The 20991-nt window shown below is 55.6% G+C and carries 19 protein-coding genes; all 19 read left to right on the forward strand.

What is annotated here, in order from left to right; all coding sequences use genetic code 11:
- Positions 1-466 precede the first annotated feature (466 nt).
- The 19 genes from mnmG to AB4P92_RS15450 all read left to right on the forward strand — a co-directional run bounded on the left by mnmG (position 467) and on the right by AB4P92_RS15450 (position 20984).
- Complete coding sequence (gene mnmG / locus AB4P92_RS15360) at positions 467-2365, forward strand: tRNA uridine-5-carboxymethylaminomethyl(34) synthesis enzyme MnmG (protein ID WP_042556897.1); 1899 nt, start codon at positions 467-469, stop codon at positions 2363-2365.
- Positions 2362-3006 (forward strand): 16S rRNA (guanine(527)-N(7))-methyltransferase RsmG, encoded by a 645-nt coding sequence (rsmG, locus tag AB4P92_RS15365; protein ID WP_042556896.1) that lies wholly within the window; start codon positions 2362-2364, stop codon positions 3004-3006. The genes mnmG and rsmG overlap by 4 nt, the downstream gene beginning before the upstream one ends.
- A gap of 18 nt (positions 3007-3024) precedes the next feature.
- Positions 3025-3822: a ParA family protein gene (locus tag AB4P92_RS15370; RefSeq protein WP_007911909.1), complete on the forward strand. Its 798-nt coding sequence runs from the start codon at positions 3025-3027 to the stop codon at positions 3820-3822.
- A gap of 9 nt (positions 3823-3831) precedes the next feature.
- On the forward strand, positions 3832-4704 hold the full coding sequence (locus AB4P92_RS15375) for a ParB/RepB/Spo0J family partition protein (protein ID WP_047303468.1): 873 nt from the start codon (positions 3832-3834) through the stop codon (positions 4702-4704).
- Positions 4705-4852: 148 nt separating this feature from the next.
- Positions 4853-5260, forward strand: coding sequence for a F0F1 ATP synthase subunit I (locus AB4P92_RS15380; protein ID WP_008084411.1), 408 nt, complete (start codon positions 4853-4855; stop codon positions 5258-5260).
- A 16-nt stretch (positions 5261-5276) separates the two neighbouring features.
- On the forward strand, positions 5277-6146 hold the full coding sequence (gene atpB, locus AB4P92_RS15385; RefSeq protein WP_042556894.1) for a F0F1 ATP synthase subunit A: 870 nt from the start codon (positions 5277-5279) through the stop codon (positions 6144-6146).
- A 133-nt stretch (positions 6147-6279) separates the two neighbouring features.
- Positions 6280-6537: a F0F1 ATP synthase subunit C gene (gene atpE / locus AB4P92_RS15390; RefSeq protein ID WP_003097235.1), complete on the forward strand. Its 258-nt coding sequence runs from the start codon at positions 6280-6282 to the stop codon at positions 6535-6537.
- 59 nt (positions 6538-6596) lie between these two features.
- A complete protein-coding gene (locus tag AB4P92_RS15395) occupies positions 6597-7067 on the forward strand; it encodes a F0F1 ATP synthase subunit B (protein ID WP_016772403.1) in 471 nt (156 codons plus the stop codon).
- A gap of 12 nt (positions 7068-7079) precedes the next feature.
- Positions 7080-7616 carry a F0F1 ATP synthase subunit delta gene (locus AB4P92_RS15400; RefSeq protein ID WP_042556893.1) on the forward strand — a complete coding sequence of 179 codons (537 nt, stop codon included), beginning with the start codon at positions 7080-7082 and terminating at the stop codon, positions 7614-7616.
- 21 nt (positions 7617-7637) lie between these two features.
- Positions 7638-9182 carry a F0F1 ATP synthase subunit alpha gene (gene atpA, locus AB4P92_RS15405; RefSeq protein WP_042556892.1) on the forward strand — a complete coding sequence of 515 codons (1545 nt, stop codon included), beginning with the start codon at positions 7638-7640 and terminating at the stop codon, positions 9180-9182.
- 50 nt (positions 9183-9232) lie between these two features.
- A complete protein-coding gene (gene atpG / locus AB4P92_RS15410; protein WP_042556891.1) occupies positions 9233-10093 on the forward strand; it encodes a F0F1 ATP synthase subunit gamma in 861 nt (286 codons plus the stop codon).
- Positions 10094-10120: 27 nt separating this feature from the next.
- Positions 10121-11500, forward strand: a complete 1380-nt coding sequence (gene atpD / locus AB4P92_RS15415; RefSeq protein WP_042556890.1) for a F0F1 ATP synthase subunit beta — start codon at positions 10121-10123, stop codon at positions 11498-11500.
- A gap of 45 nt (positions 11501-11545) precedes the next feature.
- Positions 11546-11971: a F0F1 ATP synthase subunit epsilon gene (locus AB4P92_RS15420; RefSeq protein ID WP_042556889.1), complete on the forward strand. Its 426-nt coding sequence runs from the start codon at positions 11546-11548 to the stop codon at positions 11969-11971.
- Positions 11972-12088: 117 nt separating this feature from the next.
- Positions 12089-13456, forward strand: a complete 1368-nt coding sequence (gene glmU / locus AB4P92_RS15425; RefSeq protein ID WP_395597839.1) for a bifunctional UDP-N-acetylglucosamine diphosphorylase/glucosamine-1-phosphate N-acetyltransferase GlmU — start codon at positions 12089-12091, stop codon at positions 13454-13456.
- 158 nt (positions 13457-13614) lie between these two features.
- On the forward strand, positions 13615-14391 hold the full coding sequence (locus AB4P92_RS15430; protein WP_042556887.1) for a DeoR/GlpR family DNA-binding transcription regulator: 777 nt from the start codon (positions 13615-13617) through the stop codon (positions 14389-14391).
- 2 nt (positions 14392-14393) lie between these two features.
- Positions 14394-16226: a glutamine--fructose-6-phosphate transaminase (isomerizing) gene (gene glmS / locus AB4P92_RS15435; protein ID WP_261735453.1), complete on the forward strand. Its 1833-nt coding sequence runs from the start codon at positions 14394-14396 to the stop codon at positions 16224-16226.
- Positions 16227-16507: 281 nt separating this feature from the next.
- A complete protein-coding gene (locus AB4P92_RS15440) occupies positions 16508-17362 on the forward strand; it encodes a TnsA endonuclease N-terminal domain-containing protein (RefSeq protein WP_024014928.1) in 855 nt (284 codons plus the stop codon).
- Positions 17359-19527 (forward strand): Mu transposase C-terminal domain-containing protein, encoded by a 2169-nt coding sequence (locus AB4P92_RS15445; RefSeq protein WP_158830528.1) that lies wholly within the window; start codon positions 17359-17361, stop codon positions 19525-19527. Before AB4P92_RS15440 ends, AB4P92_RS15445 begins: the two co-directional genes overlap by 4 nt.
- Positions 19524-20984 carry an ATP-binding protein gene (locus tag AB4P92_RS15450; protein ID WP_019816907.1) on the forward strand — a complete coding sequence of 487 codons (1461 nt, stop codon included), beginning with the start codon at positions 19524-19526 and terminating at the stop codon, positions 20982-20984. The genes AB4P92_RS15445 and AB4P92_RS15450 overlap by 4 nt, the downstream gene beginning before the upstream one ends.
- The last annotated feature ends 7 nt before the right edge of the window (positions 20985-20991 follow it).

Here is a 20991-nt window from a genome sequence, read left to right on the forward strand (position 1 = left end):
TGCGCCCAGGGCGACTTTCGCCTGCGCGCGAGTGGTTCATTGATCAATTTTCTGTGGTTTAAGCCCTGTGAATAACTGCCACTGAGATCAGTTGATAACAGGGCCTGAAAACTGGATATAACTCGGTCTGTGGATAACAGCCCCTTTCATCCACAGGCTTAAACCGGTTATCCAAGCCGCTCATGGCCACATGGCCACAGGGTTTTGAATCTCTGTACACATTGAAAAATAAGGCCTGTAGAGATCTATCCACAGAAATCATGCTCAGTAAGAATAAGCATTAAAACAAAGGTTTTATAAATTTCTTTCTTTTTTATTCTTTTAAGCTCGACTTCTCCACAGCTGGTTAATTTTTGTGCAGAGGGTTCTTTAGGAAGGGGGAAGTCCCTATACTTGTCGACCGGGTTCAGAAACCTGATCTCAAACTATTCCTGAATTACCTACTTAAGCAGGCACGAGGTGCGTGGTGGATTTCCCTTCCCGTTTTGAAGTGATCGTCATCGGCGGCGGTCATGCCGGTACCGAGGCAGCACTGGCGTCAGCACGTATGGGGGCAAAAACCCTGTTGCTGACGCATAACGTGGAAACCCTCGGTGCCATGAGCTGTAACCCCGCCATCGGTGGCATTGGCAAAAGCCATCTGGTCAAGGAAATCGACGCCCTTGGCGGCGCGATGGCCATGGCTACCGATAAGGGCGGCATCCAGTTTCGCGTGTTGAACAGCCGCAAAGGCCCAGCCGTACGGGCAACTCGTGCGCAAGCCGACCGGGTTTTGTATAAAGCCGCTGTCCGCGAAATTCTGGAAAACCAGCCCAACCTGTGGATATTTCAACAAGCTGCCGATGACCTGATCGTTGAACAGGAACAGGTACGCGGTGTTGTCACACAAATGGGTCTGCGTTTCTTCGCCGATTCCGTGGTATTGACCACCGGTACGTTCCTAGGTGGACTTATCCACATCGGTTTGCAGAATTTCTCCGGCGGTCGTGCCGGTGATCCGCCATCGATTGCTCTGGCACATCGTCTGCGTGAAATGCCGCTGCGTGTGGGTCGATTGAAAACCGGCACGCCGCCGCGTATCGATGGCCGATCTGTGGATTTCTCGGTGATGGCCGAACAACCGGGCGATACGCCGATCCCGGTGATGTCGTTCATGGGCAACAAGGAACAGCATCCGCGGCAAGTCAGTTGCTGGATTACCCACACCAACGCCCGTACTCACGAAATCATTGCCGCCAACCTCGACCGTTCGCCAATGTATTCCGCTGCCGGCGAGATCGAAGGCATCGGCCCGCGTTACTGCCCGTCGATTGAAGACAAGATTCACCGCTTTGCCGACAAGGAAAGCCATCAGGTGTTCATCGAACCGGAAGGTTTGACCACCCATGAGCTGTATCCGAACGGGATATCCACAAGCTTGCCGTTCGACGTGCAATTGCAAATCGTGCAATCGATTCGCGGCATGGAAAACGCGCACATCGTGCGTCCCGGTTATGCGATCGAGTACGACTACTTCGATCCGCGTGACCTGAAGTACAGCCTGGAAACCAAAGTCATCGGCGGTCTGTTCTTCGCCGGGCAGATCAACGGTACCACCGGTTACGAAGAAGCCGGCGCCCAGGGTTTGCTGGCCGGGGCCAACGCGGCACTGCGTGCGAAGGGCAAAGAAGCCTGGTGCCCGCGCCGCGATGAGGCGTACATCGGGGTTCTGGTCGATGACCTGATCACACTGGGTACCCAAGAGCCGTACCGCATGTTTACTTCCCGTGCCGAGTACCGTCTGATCCTGCGCGAGGACAACGCCGACCTGCGCCTGACTGAAAAAGGTCGCGAGCTGGGTCTGGTCGATGACGCGCGTTGGGCGGCTTTCTGCAAGAAACGCGAAAGCATCGAACTCGAAGAGCAGCGCCTGAAAAGCACTTGGGTACGCCCGGGCACGCAACAGGGCGATGCCATTGCGGAAAAATTCGGTACTCCGCTGACCCACGAATACAACTTGCTCAACCTCTTGAGTCGTCCGGAAATCGACTACGCTGGTCTGGTCGAAGTGACCGGGCACGGCGCCGAAGATCCACAGGTCGCCGAACAGGTCGAGATCAAGACCAAATACGCCGGTTACATTGATCGTCAACAGGATGAAATCGCCCGTCTGCGCGCCAGTGAAGACACGAAACTGCCTGTGGATATCGATTACACCAACATTTCCGGTCTCTCCAAGGAGATCCAGAGCAAGCTCGGCGCGACTCGTCCAGAGACGCTGGGTCAGGCTTCACGGATCCCGGGCGTGACCCCGGCAGCGATTTCGCTGTTGATGATTCATTTGAAAAAACGCGGCGCGGGCCGTCAGTTGGAGCAAAGCGCTTGAGTTCTAAGGTCACTTCGCAACACGCCGAAGAGTTATCCACAGGAGCCCGCGAGCTCGGGATCAATCTCACTGAAACCCAGCACGAATTGCTGTTGGGTTATCTGGCCTTGTTGATCAAATGGAACCAGGCCTACAACCTCACGGCTGTGCGCGATCCGGACGAAATGGTTTCGCGTCACTTGCTCGATAGTCTGAGCGTGATGTCGTTCATCGAAAACGGCCGCTGGCTCGACGTCGGCAGTGGTGGCGGTATGCCGGGGATCCCTTTGGCGATCCTGTATCCGGACTCGCAAGTGACCTGCCTGGACAGCAACGGCAAGAAAACCCGCTTCCTGACTCAGGTCAAACTCGAACTCAAACTGGATAACCTGCAAGTTATCCACAGTCGCGTCGAAGCCTTTCAACCTGCTCAGCCTTTCAACGGGATCATTTCCCGGGCGTTCAGCAGCATGGAAAACTTCAGTAACTGGACTCGCCATCTCGGCGATGCCGATACACGCTGGCTGGCAATGAAGGGCGTTCATCCGGCCGATGAGCTGGTAGCATTGCCGGCAGACTTCAAACTCGATAGCGAACACGCCTTGGCCGTACCCGGTTGCCAAGGCCAACGCCATCTGCTGATACTGCGCCGCACGGCATGATTGGGAACACAAGCAAGAATGGCTAAGGTATTCGCGATAGCGAACCAAAAGGGTGGTGTGGGCAAGACCACCACCTGCATCAACCTCGCAGCATCCCTGGTCGCGACCAAGCGTCGGGTGCTGTTGATCGATCTCGATCCACAGGGCAACGCCACCATGGGTAGCGGTGTGGATAAACACGGTCTGGAAAACTCGGTCTATGACTTGCTGATCGGTGAATGCGATCTGGCTCAGGCCATGCACTATTCCGAGCACGGCGGTTATCAACTGCTGCCGGCCAACCGCGACCTGACAGCCGCTGAAGTGGTTCTGCTGGAAATGCAGATGAAGGAGAGCCGCCTGCGCAGCGCGTTGGCGCCGATCCGGGAAAATTACGATTACATTTTGATCGACTGCCCACCGTCGCTGTCGATGCTCACTCTCAACGCACTGGTAGCCGCTGACGGGGTGATTATCCCCATGCAGTGCGAGTACTTTGCGCTCGAAGGGTTGAGCGACCTTGTGGATAACATCAAGCGTATCGCCGAACTGCTGAATCCGAATCTGAAAGTCGAAGGTTTGTTGCGCACCATGTACGACCCGCGCCTGAGTCTGATGAACGATGTCTCGGCGCAGCTCAAGGAACACTTTGGCGAACAGCTGTACGACACGGTCATTCCGCGCAATATCCGTCTCGCCGAAGCTCCGAGCTACGGCATGCCGGCTCTGGCGTACGACAAGCAATCGCGCGGCGCACTGGCCTACCTGGCCCTGGCAGGCGAGATGGTTCGTCGTCAGCGCAAAAATTCACGCATTGCCGCCGCTCAGGCAACTTAAGGAATCCCCATGGCCGTCAAGAAACGAGGTCTCGGACGTGGACTGGATGCACTGCTGAGTGGTCCGACTGTCAGCTCGCTGGAAGAACAAGCCGCGCAAGCTGACACGCGTGAGCTGCAACACCTGCCGCTGGACTTGCTCCAGCGGGGCAAATACCAGCCTCGCCGGGACATGGACCCGCAGGCGCTGGAAGAACTGGCGCAGTCGATCAAGGCGCAAGGCGTGATGCAACCGATCGTGGTTCGACCGATTGGTGATGGGCGCTTTGAAATTATCGCGGGTGAGCGTCGCTGGCGCGCCAGCCAGCAGGCCGGTCAGGAAACCATCCCGGCGATGGTCCGCGATGTGCCGGATGAGACCGCGATCGCTATCGCCCTGATCGAGAACATCCAGCGCGAAGACCTCAACCCGATTGAGGAAGCGGTCGCGCTGCAGCGCTTGCAGCAGGAATTCCAGCTGACTCAGCAACAAGTTGCCGAGGCTGTGGGTAAGTCACGCGTGACTGTGGCTAACCTGTTACGGCTTATTGCGTTGCCAGAAGTCATCAAGACCATGCTGTCTCACGGCGACCTGGAAATGGGTCATGCCCGTGCTTTGCTCGGTCTGCCGGACAATCAACAGGTAGAAGGGGCGCGACATGTTGTCGCACGAGGCCTCACCGTGCGCCAGACTGAAGCACTGGTTCGCCAGTGGTTGAGTGGCAAACCGGAGCCTGTGGAAGCGACGAAACCCGACCCCGATATCGCTCGTCTCGAACAGCGTCTGGCCGAGCGCCTAGGCTCTGCGGTGCAGATTCGCCACGGGAAGAAGGGAAAAGGCCAGTTGGTGATCGGTTACAACTCGCTCGATGAGCTTCAAGGTGTGCTCGCTCACATCCGCTGAAACATTTCCTCATGTAGCGGGCAGTCGGAAATCACTACCTGACAGTTGAATAGGGGCAGAACCGCCCCTATACTCTGCGCGCATTTTGTCGGCACAAATTATGCCAAGTTATTGAATTCTGGCAGCCGACCATTGGAGAGCAAATGTGATGGAAACCCGCAAGCCAAACCGCCTGCCGTTCCATCGCCTGGCGGTTTTTCCGGTGTTAATGGCTCAATTTGTCATTTTGCTCATTGCCGCTTTGGCGCTCTGGCAATGGCACGGAGTCGTTGCCGGATACTCGGGACTTTGCGGAGGCCTGATAGCCTTGCTGCCCAATGTATATTTCGCTCATAAGGCATTTCGGTTTTCCGGCGCCCGAGCAGCCCAGTCCATCGTCCGGTCATTTTATGCCGGCGAGGCAGGCAAACTGATTTTGACGGCAGTGCTCTTTGCACTGGTGTTTGCAGGTGTGAAGCCGCTGGCGCCGATAGCAGTATTCGGCGTGTTCGTGCTGACTCAGTCGGTCAGCTGGTTCGCTCCCCTGCTGATGAGAACAAGACTTTCGAGACCTTAGGGCGTTTGAGGCAACCATGGCAGAAACAACCGCTTCGGGCTATATCCAGCACCACTTGCAGAACCTGACCTTCGGTCAGCTACCCAACGGCGGCTGGGGCTTTGCCCACACCGCAGCAGAAGCCAAAGAAATGGGCTTCTGGGCTTTCCACGTCGATACTCTCGGCTGGTCGGTTGCGCTGGGTCTGATCTTCGTTCTTCTTTTCCGCATGGCGGCAAAGAAGGCGACTTCGGGTCAGCCAGGTGCTTTGCAGAACTTCGTTGAAGTATTGGTCGAATTCGTCGATGGCAGCGTGAAAGACAGCTTCCATGGCCGTAGCCCGGTGATTGCACCGCTGGCACTGACCATCTTCGTCTGGGTGTTCCTGATGAACGCCGTCGACCTGATACCGGTCGACTGGATTCCTCAGTTGGCCATCCTGATCTCCGGTGACCCTCACATCCCGTTCCGCGCCGTGTCGACCACCGACCCGAACGCGACTCTGGGCATGGCGTTGTCGGTTTTCGCACTGATCATTTTCTATAGCATCAAGGTCAAGGGCATCGGCGGCTTCATCGGCGAACTGACCCTGCACCCGTTCGGTAGCAAGAACATCTTCGTTCAAGCCCTGCTGATCCCGGTGAACTTCCTGCTGGAATTCGTGACCCTGATCGCTAAACCGATCTCTCTGGCTCTGCGTCTGTTCGGCAACATGTATGCCGGTGAGCTGGTGTTCATTCTGATCGCTGTGATGTTCGGCAGCGGTCTGCTCTGGCTGAGCGGCCTGGGCGTTGTTCTGCAGTGGGCGTGGGCTGTGTTCCACATCCTGATCATCACGCTGCAGGCGTTCATCTTCATGATGCTGACCATCGTTTACCTGTCGATGGCGCACGAAGAAAACCATTAAGACCAGTCTCGACTAGTCTGATGTCCTTCCCGGTCAAACGGGAAGGGGCTCTTCACAGGGCACCTGAAACGATTTGTTTTACCGCTTTAATCTAAAAAACCTAAACCATACGACGTAAAAGTCGGGAGGAAAGATGGAAACTGTAGTTGGTCTAACCGCTATCGCTGTTGCACTGTTGATCGGCCTGGGCGCACTGGGTACCGCAATTGGTTTCGGCCTGCTGGGCGGCAAGTTCCTGGAAGGCGCAGCGCGTCAGCCAGAAATGGTTCCAATGCTGCAAGTTAAAATGTTCATCGTTGCCGGTCTGCTCGACGCCGTAACCATGATCGGTGTTGGTATCGCTCTGTTCTTCACCTTTGCGAACCCGTTCGTTGGTCAGATCGCTGGCTAATTACCCGGATTCTTCCGAGTAATTTGATGTGATGGACAACGTAACTGCGAGGTGTTGGCGTGAACATTAATGCGACCCTGATTGGCCAGTCCGTTGCGTTCCTGATTTTTGTACTGTTCTGCATGAAGTATGTTTGGCCTCCGGTCATTGCTGCTCTGCACGAACGTCAAAAGAAGATCGCTGATGGTCTGGACGCTGCCAGCCGTGCAGCTCGCGACCTGGAGTTGGCCCAAGAAAAAGCGGGTCAGCAACTGCGCGAAGCGAAGGCTCAAGCAGCTGAAATCATCGAGCAAGCCAAGAAACGCGGTAACCAGATTGTCGAAGAGGCCGTTGAAAAGGCCCGTATCGACGCTGACCGTGTGAAGGTTCAGGCTCAAGCCGAGATCGAACAGGAACTGAACAGTGTCAAAGACAAGCTGCGCGCCCAAGTGGGTTTGCTGGCTGTCGGCGGCGCCGAGAAGATCCTGGGTGCCACAATCGATCAAAACGCGCACGCAGAGCTGGTTAACCAACTGGCTGCTGAAATCTAAGCGAGGGCGATCATGGCAGAACTGACCACGTTGGCCCGACCTTACGCTAAGGCGGCCTTCGAGCACGCTCAGGCCCACCAGCAACTGGCCAATTGGTCAGCCATGCTCGGCCTGGCTGCAGCGGTGTCGCAAGACGACACCATGCAGCGCGTGCTCAAGGCCCCGCGACTGACGAGCGCAGAAAAGGCCGCCACGTTTATTGACGTGTGCGGCGACAAGTTTGATGTGAAGGCACAGAACTTCATCAATGTCGTTGCCGAAAACGACCGTCTCCCGCTTCTGCCGGAGATAGCCGCTCTTTTCGACCTGTACAAGGCCGAGCAAGAGAAGTCGGTAGACGTTGAAGTGACCAGTGCTTTTGCATTGAACCAAGAACAGCAAGACAAACTCGCCAAGGTTCTCAGTGCACGACTCAACCGGGAAGTGCGCCTGCAAGTCGAGGAAGATAAAGCCCTTATTGGGGGTGTTGTCATCCGCGCCGGCGACCTGGTTATCGATGGCTCGATTCGCGGCAAAATCGCGAAACTTGCCGAAGCATTGAAATCTTGAGTTTGAAGGGGCAGCAGAGCAATGCAGCAACTCAATCCTTCCGAAATAAGTGAAATTATCAAGGGCCGCATCGATAAGCTCGATGTGACCTCCCAAGCCCGTAACGAAGGCACTGTCGTCAGCGTATCTGACGGCATCGTGCGGATTCACGGTCTGGCCGACGTAATGTACGGCGAGATGATCGAGTTTCCGGGCGGCGTCTACGGTATGGCCCTCAACCTGGAGCAAGACTCCGTAGGTGCCGTTGTATTGGGCGCTTACCAGTCTCTTGCCGAAGGCATGAGCGCCAAGTGCACCGGCCGCATCCTCGAGGTTCCTGTTGGTAAGGAACTGCTGGGTCGCGTAGTCGACGCACTGGGTAACCCTGTTGATGGCAAGGGTCCACTGGGCAACACTCAGACCGACGCGGTCGAGAAAGTTGCTCCAGGCGTGATCTGGCGTAAGTCGGTAGACCAGCCTGTACAGACTGGCTACAAGGCTGTCGATGCCATGATTCCTGTCGGCCGTGGCCAGCGTGAGCTGATCATCGGTGACCGTCAGATCGGTAAAACCGCTCTGGCGATCGACGCGATCATCAATCAGAAAGACAGCGGCATTTTCTGCGTCTACGTAGCGATCGGTCAGAAACAATCGACCATCGCCAACGTGGTTCGCAAGCTGGAAGAGAACGGCGCCCTGGCCAACACGATCATCGTGGCTGCCAGTGCTTCGGAATCTCCTGCGCTGCAGTTCCTGGCACCGTACTCCGGTTGCACCATGGGTGAATTCTTCCGCGACCGCGGTGAAGACGCGCTGATCGTTTATGACGATCTGTCCAAGCAAGCAGTGGCTTACCGCCAGATTTCCCTGCTGCTGCGCCGTCCACCAGGCCGTGAAGCTTACCCAGGCGACGTGTTCTATCTCCACTCCCGTCTGCTGGAGCGCGCATCCCGCGTTTCGGAAGAATACGTAGAGAAGTTCACCAACGGCGCAGTGACCGGCAAAACCGGTTCCCTGACCGCACTGCCGATCATCGAAACCCAGGCTGGCGACGTTTCCGCGTTCGTTCCGACCAACGTGATCTCGATCACCGATGGTCAGATCTTCCTGGAATCGGCCATGTTCAACTCGGGCATCCGCCCTGCAGTGAACGCCGGTGTTTCGGTATCCCGTGTGGGTGGTGCCGCTCAGACCAAGATCATCAAGAAGCTTTCCGGTGGTATCCGTACCGCTCTGGCTCAGTACCGTGAACTGGCGGCATTCGCCCAGTTCGCTTCTGACCTGGACGAAGCGACCCGTAAGCAACTTGAGCATGGTCAGCGCGTTACCGAGCTGATGAAGCAGAAGCAATACGCACCAATGTCGATTGCTGACATGGCGCTGTCGCTGTATGCCGCTGAGCGTGGGTTCCTGACTGACATTGAAATCGCCAAGATCGGCAGCTTCGAACAAGCGCTGATTGCTTACTTCAACCGCGATCACGCCGATTTGATGGCCAAGATCAACGTTAAAGGTGACTTCAATGACGAAATCGACGCTGGCATGAAAGCCGGTATCGAGAAGTTCAAGGCCACCCAAACCTGGTAAGCCGCAGCGGGAGCCGCGAGGCTCCCGCTTGCTAACCTGATAGGTGTTACATGGCAGGCGCAAAAGAGATTCGCAGTAAGATTGCGAGCATCAAAAGCACGCAAAAGATTACCAGCGCCATGGAAAAAGTGGCGGTCAGCAAAATGCGCAAGGCACAAATGCGCATGGCTGCTAGCCGTCCTTATGCGGAGCGTATCCGCCAGGTAATTGGGCATCTGGCCAACGCCAACCCGGAATACCGCCATCCGTTCATGATCGACCGCGAAATCAAGCGTGTTGGTTATGTTGTGGTGAGCAGTGACCGTGGTTTGTGCGGCGGCTTGAACACCAACCTGTTCAAGGCCCTGGTCAAGGACATGGCGGTAAACCGCGAAAACGGCGTCGAGATTGATCTGTGTGTCGTTGGTAGCAAGGGTGCGGCCTTTTTCCGCAACTTCGGCGGTAACGTCGTTGCAGCTATCAGCCACCTGGGTGAAGAGCCGTCGATCAATGATCTGATCGGCAGCGTCAAGGTGATGCTGGATGCCTACCTGGACGGCCGTATTGATCGCCTGTCCGTGGTGTCCAACAAGTTCATCAACACCATGACGCAGCAGCCTACCGTGGAGCAGTTGATTCCATTGGTGGCAACCCCGGATCAGGGTCTCAAGCACCACTGGGACTATCTCTACGAACCGGACGCCAAAGAGCTGCTTGATGGCTTGATGGTCCGTTACGTCGAGTCGCAGGTCTACCAGGCGGTGGTCGAGAACAACGCGGCTGAACAAGCTGCGCGGATGATCGCGATGAAGAACGCTACCGACAACGCCGGTGATTTGATCAGCGATTTGCAGCTGATCTACAACAAGGCGCGTCAGGCTGCGATCACCCAAGAGATCTCGGAAATCGTCGGCGGCGCTGCCGCGGTTTAACGGTTCAAATATTCAGAGGATCCAGCTATGAGTAGCGGACGTATCGTTCAAATCATCGGCGCCGTTATCGACGTGGAATTTCCACGCGACAGCGTACCGAGCATCTACAACGCTTTGAAAGTACAAAGCGATGCCGGCACCACTCTGGAAGTTCAGCAGCAGCTGGGCGACGGCGTGGTTCGTACCATTGCGATGGGTTCCACCGAGGGCTTGAAGCGCGGTCTGGAAGTTACCGACTCTGGCGCAGCCATCTCCGTACCGGTCGGTAAAGCGACCCTGGGCCGGATCATGGACGTCCTCGGTAACCCGATCGACGAAGCCGGTCCAATCGACACCGAAGAGCGTTGGGGCATTCACCGTCCAGCACCTTCGTTCGCTGAACAGGCAGGCGGCAACGACCTGCTGGAAACCGGCATCAAGGTTATCGACCTGGTTTGCCCGTTTGCAAAAGGCGGTAAAGTCGGTCTGTTCGGTGGTGCCGGTGTAGGCAAAACCGTAAACATGATGGAACTGATCCGTAACATCGCCATCGAGCACAGCGGTTATTCCGTGTTCGCCGGTGTGGGTGAGCGTACTCGTGAGGGTAACGACTTCTACCACGAGATGAAGGACTCCAACGTTCTGGACAAAGTGGCACTGGTTTACGGTCAGATGAACGAGCCGCCGGGTAACCGTCTGCGCGTAGCACTGACCGGCCTGACCATGGCCGAGAAGTTCCGTGACGAAGGTAACGACGTTCTGCTGTTCGTCGACAACATCTATCGTTACACCCTGGCCGGTACTGAAGTATCCGCACTGCTGGGCCGTATGCCTTCTGCAGTAGGTTACCAGCCGACCCTGGCTGAAGAGATGGGCGTTCTGCAAGAACGTATCACTTCGACCAAGGAAGGTTCGATCACTTCGATCCAAGCGGTATACGTACCTGCGGATGACTTGACCGACCCGTCGCCAGCGACCACCTTCGCCCACTTGGACGCCACTGTCGTTCTGTCCCGTGACATCGCCTCCCTGGGTATCTACCCAGCGGTAGATCCACTGGATTCGACTTCGCGCCAGCTGGACCCGAACGTAATCGGCCAGGACCACTACGACACCGCTCGCGGCGTTCAGTACGTTCTGCAACGTTACAAAGAGCTGAAAGACATCATCGCGATCCTGGGTATGGACGAACTCTCGGAAGCCGACAAGCAGTTGGTTAACCGTGCTCGTAAGATCCAGCGCTTCTTGTCCCAGCCGTTCTTCGTGGCTGAAGTCTTCACCGGTGCTTCGGGTAAATACGTTTCCCTGAAAGACACCATTGCTGGCTTCAAAGGCATCCTCAACGGTGACTACGACCACCTGCCAGAACAAGCGTTCTACATGGTTGGCGGCATCGAAGAAGCGATCGAGAAAGCCAAGAAACTGTAATCCCGGCGCCCGGCAACGGGCGCTCATTTAGGTTGAGGCAATCAGATGGCTATGACAGTCCATTGCGATATCGTCAGCGCGGAAGGAGAAATCTTTTCCGGCCTGGTCGAGATGGTGATTGCGCACGGTGCACTGGGTGATCTTGGTATCGCTCTGGGTCACGCGCCGCTGATCACTAATCTGAAGCCAGGTCCGATCCGCCTGATCAAGCAAGGCGGGGAAGCCGAGGTGTTCTACATCTCCGGTGGTTTCCTCGAGGTTCAGCCGAACATGGTCAAGGTGCTTGCCGATACCGTGCAACGTGCCGCCGACCTGGATGAAGCTCAGGCTCAAGCAGCTCTCAAGGCTGCCGAGGCTGCCTTGCATGAGCGTGGCGCAGAGTTCGATTACGGCGCTGCGTCCGTACGTCTGGCCGAGGCTGCAGCTCAGCTGCGCACCGTCCAGCAGATCCGCAAGAAGTTTGGCGGTTAATCCGTCATCCGCTTGTTGTGCGATTGATAAAAAAGGGTAGCCTCGGCTACCCTTTTTTCTTTTCCGAATTCTAGAACCCCGGTCGCAGTTGCTGACCTCCAGGATTGGTAGCCAGTCATGTCTCTCGAAATCGTCATCCTCGCGGCCGGTCAAGGCACTCGCATGCGCTCGGCTCTGCCGAAAGTGCTGCACCCGATTGCCGGCAATTCCATGTTGGGCCATGTTATCCACAGCGCCCGGCAACTCGACCCGCAGCGTATCCACGTAGTAATCGGCCACGGTGCCGACGTGGTGCGCGAGCGTCTGGCGGCCGACGATCTGAACTTCGTGCTGCAGGACAAGCAACTGGGCACTGGTCACGCGACTGCCCAAGCCGTGCCATTCATTACTGCCGACACTGTGCTGATTCTTTACGGTGACGTGCCGTTGATCGAAGTCGAAACCCTGCAACGCCTGCTCAAGCATGTCGTTCCTGGGCAGATGGGTTTGCTGACCGTGGAGCTCGACGACCCAACCGGCTACGGCCGCATTGTTCGCAACGCTGACGGCAAAGTTGCCGCCATCGTCGAGCACAAAGATGCCAGCGAAGCGCAGCGCGCTATCACCGAAGGCAACACTGGCATTCTCGCAGTACCGGCCAATCGGCTGGCGGACTGGATGAGCCGACTCTCGAACAACAACGCACAGGGCGAGTATTACCTGACCGACGTTATCGAAATGGCCGTCAGCGATGGTCTGGTCGTCGCCACTGAGCAACCGCTGGATCCGATGGAAGTGCAGGGCGCCAATGACCGTAAGCAACTCGCCGAACTGGAGCGTCATTACCAGCTGCGCGCCGGTCGTCGTCTGATGGCTCAAGGCGTGACCCTGCGTGATCCGGCCCGGTTCGACGTACGCGGAGAGGTCACGGTGGGTCGCGATGTGCTGATCGACGTTAACGTGATCCTCGAGGGCAATGTTGTAATCGAAGACGGCGTGGTCATCGGTCCGAACTGTGTGATCAAGGACAGTACCCTGCGCAAAGGCGTGGTGATCAAGGCCAACAGCCACATCGAAGGTGCAATTCTCGGCGAAGGCAGCGATGCCGGTCCGTTTGCTCGTCTGCGACCGGGCACCGTGCTCGAAGCCCGGGCGCATGTGGGTAACTTTGTCGAATTGAAAAATGCCCACTTGGGCGAAGGCGCCAAGGCAGGTCATTTGACTTACCTGGGCGATGCCGAGATTGGCGCACGCACCAACATTGGTGCTGGCACCATCACCTGCAACTATGACGGCGCCAACAAGTGGAAAACCGTGTTGGGCGCGGACGTGTTCATCGGCTCCAACAACTCATTGGTGGCGCCTGTGGATATCTCCAATGGTGCGACCACTGCGGCGGGTTCTACGATTACGCAGAATGTGGATAACGCTCAGTTGGCAGTAGGCCGCGCACGGCAGAAGAACATTGATGGCTGGAAGCGGCCAGAGAAGATCAAAAAGGACTGAGTTATCCACAGTCTTTTTTGAGATCTGGAATCGCAGCCTTCGGCAGCTCCTACACAGGACTGCTGGAGTCTGCGATTTTTTTGTTTGCCGGGTTGACGATTTATGGTCAATAGGTTTTGATTGCTTCCGTTATCTTTCGAATCGAAACTTAAGCCGCCATGTCGAAACGCAACACGCCTCAACGCCGCCATAACATTCTCGCCTTGCTCAACGAGCAGGGGGAGGTGAGTGTGGATGAATTGGCCAAGCGCTTCGAAACATCAGAAGTTACGATCCGTAAGGACCTGGCTGCGCTGGAGAGCCACGGTTTATTGCTGCGCCGCTACGGTGGAGCGATCACCATGCCTCAGGAACTTGTCGCGGAAACCGCGCAGAGCGTTTCCAAGTACAAGCAGGCAATCGCCCGCGCGGCGGTAAAACGCATCCGCGAGCACGCGCGCATCATCATCGACAGTGGCAGCACTACCGCCGCGATGATCCCTGAACTGGGTCAGCAACCGGGTCTGGTGGTGATGACCAACTCCCTGCACGTCGCCAACGCTTTAAGTGAACTTGAGCACGAACCGGTGTTGTTGATGACCGGCGGCACCTGGGATCCGCACTCGGAGTCCTTTCAGGGCCAGGTGGCTGAGCAAGTACTACGCTCTTACGACTTTGACCAATTGTTTATCGGTGCCGATGGCATCGATCTGGCGCGCGGTACGACCACGTTCAACGAACTGCTCGGCCTGAGCCGGGTCATGGCTGAAGTGACGCGTGAAGTGATCGTGATGGTCGAGGCCGACAAGATCGGTCGCAAGATTCCCAACCTGGAGCTGCCCTGGAGCAGCGTCCATACCCTCATTACCGATGATCGCCTGCCTGTTGATGCACGCGATCAGATTCAGGCCCGCGGTATCACCGTGATTTGCGCGGCTGTCAGTCAGGAGAAATAAGCATGTGTGGAATTGTCGGCGCAGTTGCTGAACGTAATATCACCGCCATCCTGCTCGAAGGTCTCAAACGCCTGGAATACCGTGGCTATGACAGCGCCGGTGTGGCGGTGTACACCAATGAGCAAACCCTTGAGCGCATGCGCCGTCCGGGCAAAGTCAGCGAACTGGAAGTCGCGCTGGCCGAGCACCCGCTGGTTGGCCGCCTCGGTATTGCGCACACACGTTGGGCTACCCACGGCGCCCCGTGCGAGCGCAATGCTCACCCGCATTTCTCCGGCGACATCGCGGTGGTGCACAACGGCATCATCGAAAACCACGAAGCCCTGCGTGAACAGCTGAAAGCGCTGGGTTACGTGTTTACTTCGGATACCGATACCGAAGTCATCGCTCACCTGCTGAATCACAAACTCAAGGATCAGCCAGATCTGACTGTCGCCCTCAAGGCCACCGTCAAGGAACTGCACGGTGCATACGGTCTGGCCGTGATCAATGGCAAACAACCGGATCGTCTGGTTGCCGCGCGCAGTGGCAGTCCATTGGTGATTGGTCTGGGTCTGGGTGAGAACTTCCTCGCCTCTGATCAACTGGCTCTGCGTCAGGTTACTGACCGCTTCATGTACCTGGAAGAAGGCGATATCGCCGAAATTCGCCGCGATAACGTGCAGATCTGGGATGTGAGCGGAGCCGCTGTCGAGCGCCAGACCGTGCAGTACACCGACGGCGCCGAAGCTGCCGACAAGGGCGAATTTCGCCACTACATGCTCAAGGAAATCCACGAGCAACCGACTGTGGTGCAGCGTACGCTGGAAGGTCGCCTGAGCAACAACCAAGTGCTGGTGCAAGCTTTCGGCCCACAAGCGGCAGAGCTGTTCGCCAAGGTGCGTAACGTGCAGATCGTTGCCTGCGGCACCAGTTATCACGCCGGCATGGTTGCCCGTTACTGGCTCGAAGAGCTGGCAGGGATCCCGTGCCAGGTCGAAGTCGCCAGCGAATTCCGCTATCGCAAAGTGGTTGTACAGCCGGACACATTGTTCGTCACCATCTCGCAGTCCGGCGAAACTGCCGACACCCTGGCCGCATTGCGCAACGCCAAAGAGCTTGGCTTCCTCGCCAGTCTGGCGATCTGCAACGTGGGCATCAGCTCGCTGGTGCGCGAATCCGACATGACTTTGCTGACCCAGGCCGGTCGCGAAATCGGTGTCGCCTCGACCAAAGCGTTCACGACGCAGCTGGTTGGTCTGTTGCTACTCACCCTGTCTCTGGGCCAGGTGCGCGGCAGTCTGGCGGCGGGCGTTGAAGCCACGCTGGTGGAAGAATTGCGTCGCCTGCCGGCTCGCTTGGGCGAAGCGCTGGCGATGGACAGTACTGTGGAAAAAGTCGCCGAGCTGTTCGCCGAGAAAAACCACACCCTGTTCCTCGGTCGCGGCGCGCAATTCCCGGTGGCGATGGAAGGTGCCCTGAAACTCAAGGAAATCTCCTACATCCACGCCGAAGCCTACCCGGCCGGCGAACTGAAACACGGCCCGCTCGCGCTTGTGGATAACGACATGCCGGTGGTCACCGTTGCGCCGAACAACGAACTGCTGGAGAAGCTCAAGTCCAACCTGCAGGAAGTCCGCGCACGCGGCGGCGAACTGGTCGTCTTCGCCGATGAGAAGGCCGGGATGACCAATGGCGAAGGCACCCACGTGGTACAGATGCCGCACATCCACGACATTCTCTCGCCGATCCTCTACACCATCCCGCTGCAGTTGCTGTCCTATTACGTCGCTGTACTGAAGGGCACGGACGTTGACCAGCCACGGAATCTGGCGAAGTCGGTGACGGTGGAATAAGTTATCCACAATGGATGTGGACGATGGTTTTCAACAATAAAGATTGACACAAAACAATAAAGTTTGACACGCATGAACATAGATTGACACAAGGCTCAAACCCCCGTATCTACGGGGGTTTTCCTTTCCAGGCTTTCCCTTTGGTCTGGATTCATCGCTTCAACTTTCAGCGGGTGTAGTCTGGAAAATGTTTTGAATGCGGCCGCTTTGGCGGTCGTGTCCTTCTACGACTTTTTCTCGACGCGAGGTGAAGCGGTCCGCATCGACTGAGGAGGCGTGGGTTGCGAGGTCGTAAATTTGCATCACAGCAGGACATTGAACGGCACATTGCAAATGGATTTGGCGAAGGCGCCGGGGCAAGCTACGTGCCTTGGCTGCGGGTACAAGATGTCCCGTCGATAGGTCGTTCGCACAAGATTCAAGGTGTGAAGATCGAGAGGATTCATCACCTCCTGTCAGATCTCGAGCGTTCCTACTTCCTTGTGTGTGAATTTTCTGAAGACGTCGTGGATATCCGGGAGCAATACCCTTTACTACCCACAGAGCGTGCGCAAGCGATAGCGTCGGCGATCGATGTACGCTATCCAAGATACCCTAGAACAACACTGCCTTATGTGATGACAACAGACTTCCTGTTAACTGTTAAGGACCCGAGCGGAAACTTCAAATCGGTAGCTAGGACGGTGAAGTATCGTTCAGATTTAATTGGCAACGGAAGTAAAAGAACGCTTGAAAAACTTGAAATTGAAAAGCGTTTTTGGGAAAGCCAAGGTGTTGATTGGAAAATCGTAACAGACGAGTTTTTTACACGAGATTTGATTAAAAATCTTGGACTAATCAGGAGGTACTCGAAGCTCTCTCGTGATTTAATGAAAGCGCCGTTGCATTCGAATTTTATCGAGTGCCTTGTAAACAGCCGGGAATATTCGTGGACCTTGGCCACCTGTCTAAGAAAAATAGCATCACTTCTGTCCATTTCCTATATAGACGCTCAAGCAATTTTCTTTCATCTGGTTTGGAACAAGATACTGAAAATCGATTTGGTTAACACTCCTCTCCACCTTACTGGTCTAGTTCCTGGCTTCGAAGTTTCACCGAGCCCTGTCCAAGTATCGTTGAAGGAGAAAATGTCATGACTGTTCTCGTTAATGACGTTTTCGAGCCTGTAACCGATCTGTCGGTCATCGCTACGATAGCCAGGCTCCTTTACCAAGATGAAACGCATGACTTAGCAGTTGTGATGGATCTATCTGACCCACCCCGGCAGCCATACGCTGTGGGTCTGGAGGAGCTTCGTCGATCGTTAGCGTCTGGTCACACCAAACCAGCAGCCATTGCCACGCCCGAGTTCATGCTTGTGCTTGAGGAACAGTTGGATGAGAGAGCCAAGCAAGGCCGGGACGAAAAGTGGGCCGTCATCGCCCCTCTGCTAGATCCTGAATACCCAGGACAAATATTTGTACGAGGTGAGTTAGGCCGACTTGTCAGCAAACGGGCGTCAGAGCTCGGAATCCAGCGGAAAACGATCTATCGACTTCTTTACCGCTATTGGTTTTATGGTCAAGTTCGCAACTCATTGCTTAACAATTATACGGCAGTAGGGGTTGCCGATAGAAAATATGATCCGAGCAGGCCACCAGGGCGAAAGCCTAAATTTCAAGGCGTTCTTACTTCGCCTTCCAAGATGCTCAGTGCAGTTGATAAACGATGCATCCGTGTTGGATATGCTCTTTATGTAAGAGATAAGAAATCATCTATTTCGAGCGCATATGACGAAATGTTGAGACGATTCTACTCTGTTCGAGACATCTCTAAAAACAGTGAAGAAGAGCTTCGTTTGTTGCCTGGTTCAGAACTCCCCAGCTTGAGGCAGTTCCAATATTGGGGACAGATTTTTTTCGACGAGATTGCAACCGAGCGTGGCCGTAAAGGATTGAGGAGATGGTTAAAGGACTGCCGTCCGCTTTCAGGTACCGTTCGCGATTGGCTGCGTGGACCCTGTCATCAGTTCGAGATCGACGCGACTATTGCCGATATTTATTTGGTCAACAGCTACTCCAGGCGGATGCTCATTGGCCGGCCCGTAGTTTATATCGTTGTGGATAGCTTCTCCGGAATGATTGCTGGTCTCTATGTAGGATTGGAGGGCCCTAGTTGGAATGGGGCCAGGCAAGCGCTGTTCAACGCGTTTACCTCCAAAGTCGAGTTCTGCGCTCAGAACGGCGTCGAAATCAATGCAGATGATTGGAATTGTCACCACCTGCCCCACCAGATTTACGCCGACCGAGGAGAGATGCTGTCACTCGCAGCAGAGGGGCTATCGTCAGGATTGGGAATTGAGATGGGCACTGCTCCGCCTTATCGGCCGGATTGGAAGCCTATGGTGGAAAGTCGGTTTGGCATTTTGAATGATTTGACGGGTATCAGATGGCTACCTGGCGGGGTAGCAGCGCGAGACAAAGAGCGAGGCGAGCGAGATTACCGGCTCGATGCCACGCTGAATCTCAAAGAGTTCACCCAAATCCTCATCAAGTGCGTACTCCACTATAACGGGCACCATCGACAGCCTGAACGACTGACGCAGGCGATGATGAATGACGGCGTTGAACCTACACCCAACGGGATATGGAATTGGGCCTGCGACAACGACCTGATCGAATCCAACAAACGTCCTGACGAGCTGGTTTACCTCCATCTCTTGCCTCGCGAGCGCGCGACCGTTCAAAAGGGTGGGGTTATGTTTCGCGGCATGCACTACGTGTGTGATATGGCCATAGAGAAAGATTGGTTTGCCAAGGCTCGCAAAGGGGGCGTTTGGTCAATAGAGTGTTGGTTCGATCCGAACTCGGCGGCACACATTTGGATTCAGGGAGAGGCCAAGCAGTTTATCCGTTGTGATCTTCGACGATCGGATGCCGGTTACGCGAATTACCGCTCGGACGAGATTTTTGATCTGCTCGAAGCCTATCGCCAAAAACCGCCTACTCGCCGGCGAGCCGAGCTGGAAAGCCGTGTGCAGCTTAGCGATCAGGTCCACCAGATCATCAGTCATGCACTCGCAGAACGAAAACTGGAACCTGCTCCGCCCACCAAGGCAGAGGCCACTGGAAACATCCGCGAGAACCGCGCAGAAGAACGTCTCCGTGAGCGTGAAAATGCGGTTGTTCCTGAAGGCGTTAGGGCGGAGCCAGCTTCACTTCAATCTGAATTGACACCGAAAGCGCATGATTCATATGCCGGCGAGCGGACTGCGCAGGTTATCGATTTGCTCAAAAGAATTCGGCCAGGACAGGCAAAATGAAAGGTGCACAGACGTTCGCCAATTACGTCAGACAGGACATTAGTGAGTATGCGGGTAACCCGCTTATCGAAGCTTTGCCTCCGATATTGTCGGAGGCGGCGGCTGTTGAACTGATTTCGAACTTTCCTCAGCCGGTGGATCCGAAAGAGCTGACGCTCGAAGGAGCCACTCGAATTCACTGTATCGACAGGCTGAGAACCGTCGTACAGCCGTTCTTGCTACATCTGGAACTGGAGGCCCTGTTCTCACTGCTCATCCGTCGAGGGTATGTCGGGCGTAACCCGATGTCGCCCGCTACCGTCCGGCATTTGCATTCTTTATCGGGAGCTCAGCGTTACCACGATGCGTTCAAGTCCACTGCAGAAACGTTTACGGTCGTCGGCCTGAGCGGCATTGGCAAGTCAACGGCACTCCACGCCATCTTGAGCCTTTATCCACAGACAATCCGTCATGAGCGCTATGAGGGAAAGCAGTTTGTTCATACCCAAATCACATGGCTGAAGCTTGACTGCCCTCGGGATGGATCGCTGGCTGGATTTTGCCAGCAGTTTTTTTATGCGGTTGGAGACGCTCTAGGAGACAAGGACTACCACAAGCGCTACCGGCATCGAAACATCAATGATGCGCTGCAACAGATGGAGCAGGTGGCCAGCACGTTTTTCATCGGCGCCTTGTTGATCGACGAGCTGCAAAACCTCCACCTGGCGAAAACCGGTGGTAAGGAGAGCATGCTGAATTTTTTCCTGCACTTGGTAAACAACATCGGTATCCCGGTGGTTTTCAGTGGCACGAACTCGACGATTAGCCTGTTCTCAGAAGCCATGCGGACTGCCCGCCGAGTTTGTGGTGCTGGTACGCTCGAATTCAAACGATTCGAAAAGGATGATGAGGAGTGGCGGTTGTTGGTCGAAAATCTCTGGAGCTATCAGTGGTGCAAACAGACGGCTGAGCTGACCGACGAGATTTTTGACACGCTGTATGAGCACACTCAAGGCGTCACGGATTTCCTGGTCAAGCTGCTGGTATTGAGTCAGCGTTATGCGGTCCAGAGTGGCTCGGAGTGTTTGACTGCCGAGATCCTGGTGAAGGTAAGCAACTCAAAAATGCAGATTCTAAAGCCAGCCCTTTCAGCTCTGCGTAGCCGTGATCCGAAGCGGATGCGACAGTTTGACGATTTGCTGCCGATTGAGGATCAGCTGAGCGAAATGATGGTTTTCGATGGATTGGCACGAGAGGATCGCCTCACCTTGCTTCGAAGCGTTGTATCCCGTGAGAAGCCGGTAGACCCATCTCCGACCATTTTTGCGAAAGATCACCCATCGCCGATTGCTACTGCTGTGGAAAACTCAGAGGCTAAAGCGCTTAGCGAACATGACGCTCCCCTCGACGCTCTGCGCGCTGCGGGCTGGCTCAACGAGGACCTGTTTGAGTTCTCACCGATGTATCACAAAGCGTGAGTCGGAG

This window comes from Pseudomonas sp. A0308 (assembly GCF_044218815.1).
In the GTDB taxonomy this organism is placed as follows: domain Bacteria; phylum Pseudomonadota; class Gammaproteobacteria; order Pseudomonadales; family Pseudomonadaceae; genus Aquipseudomonas; species Aquipseudomonas iridis.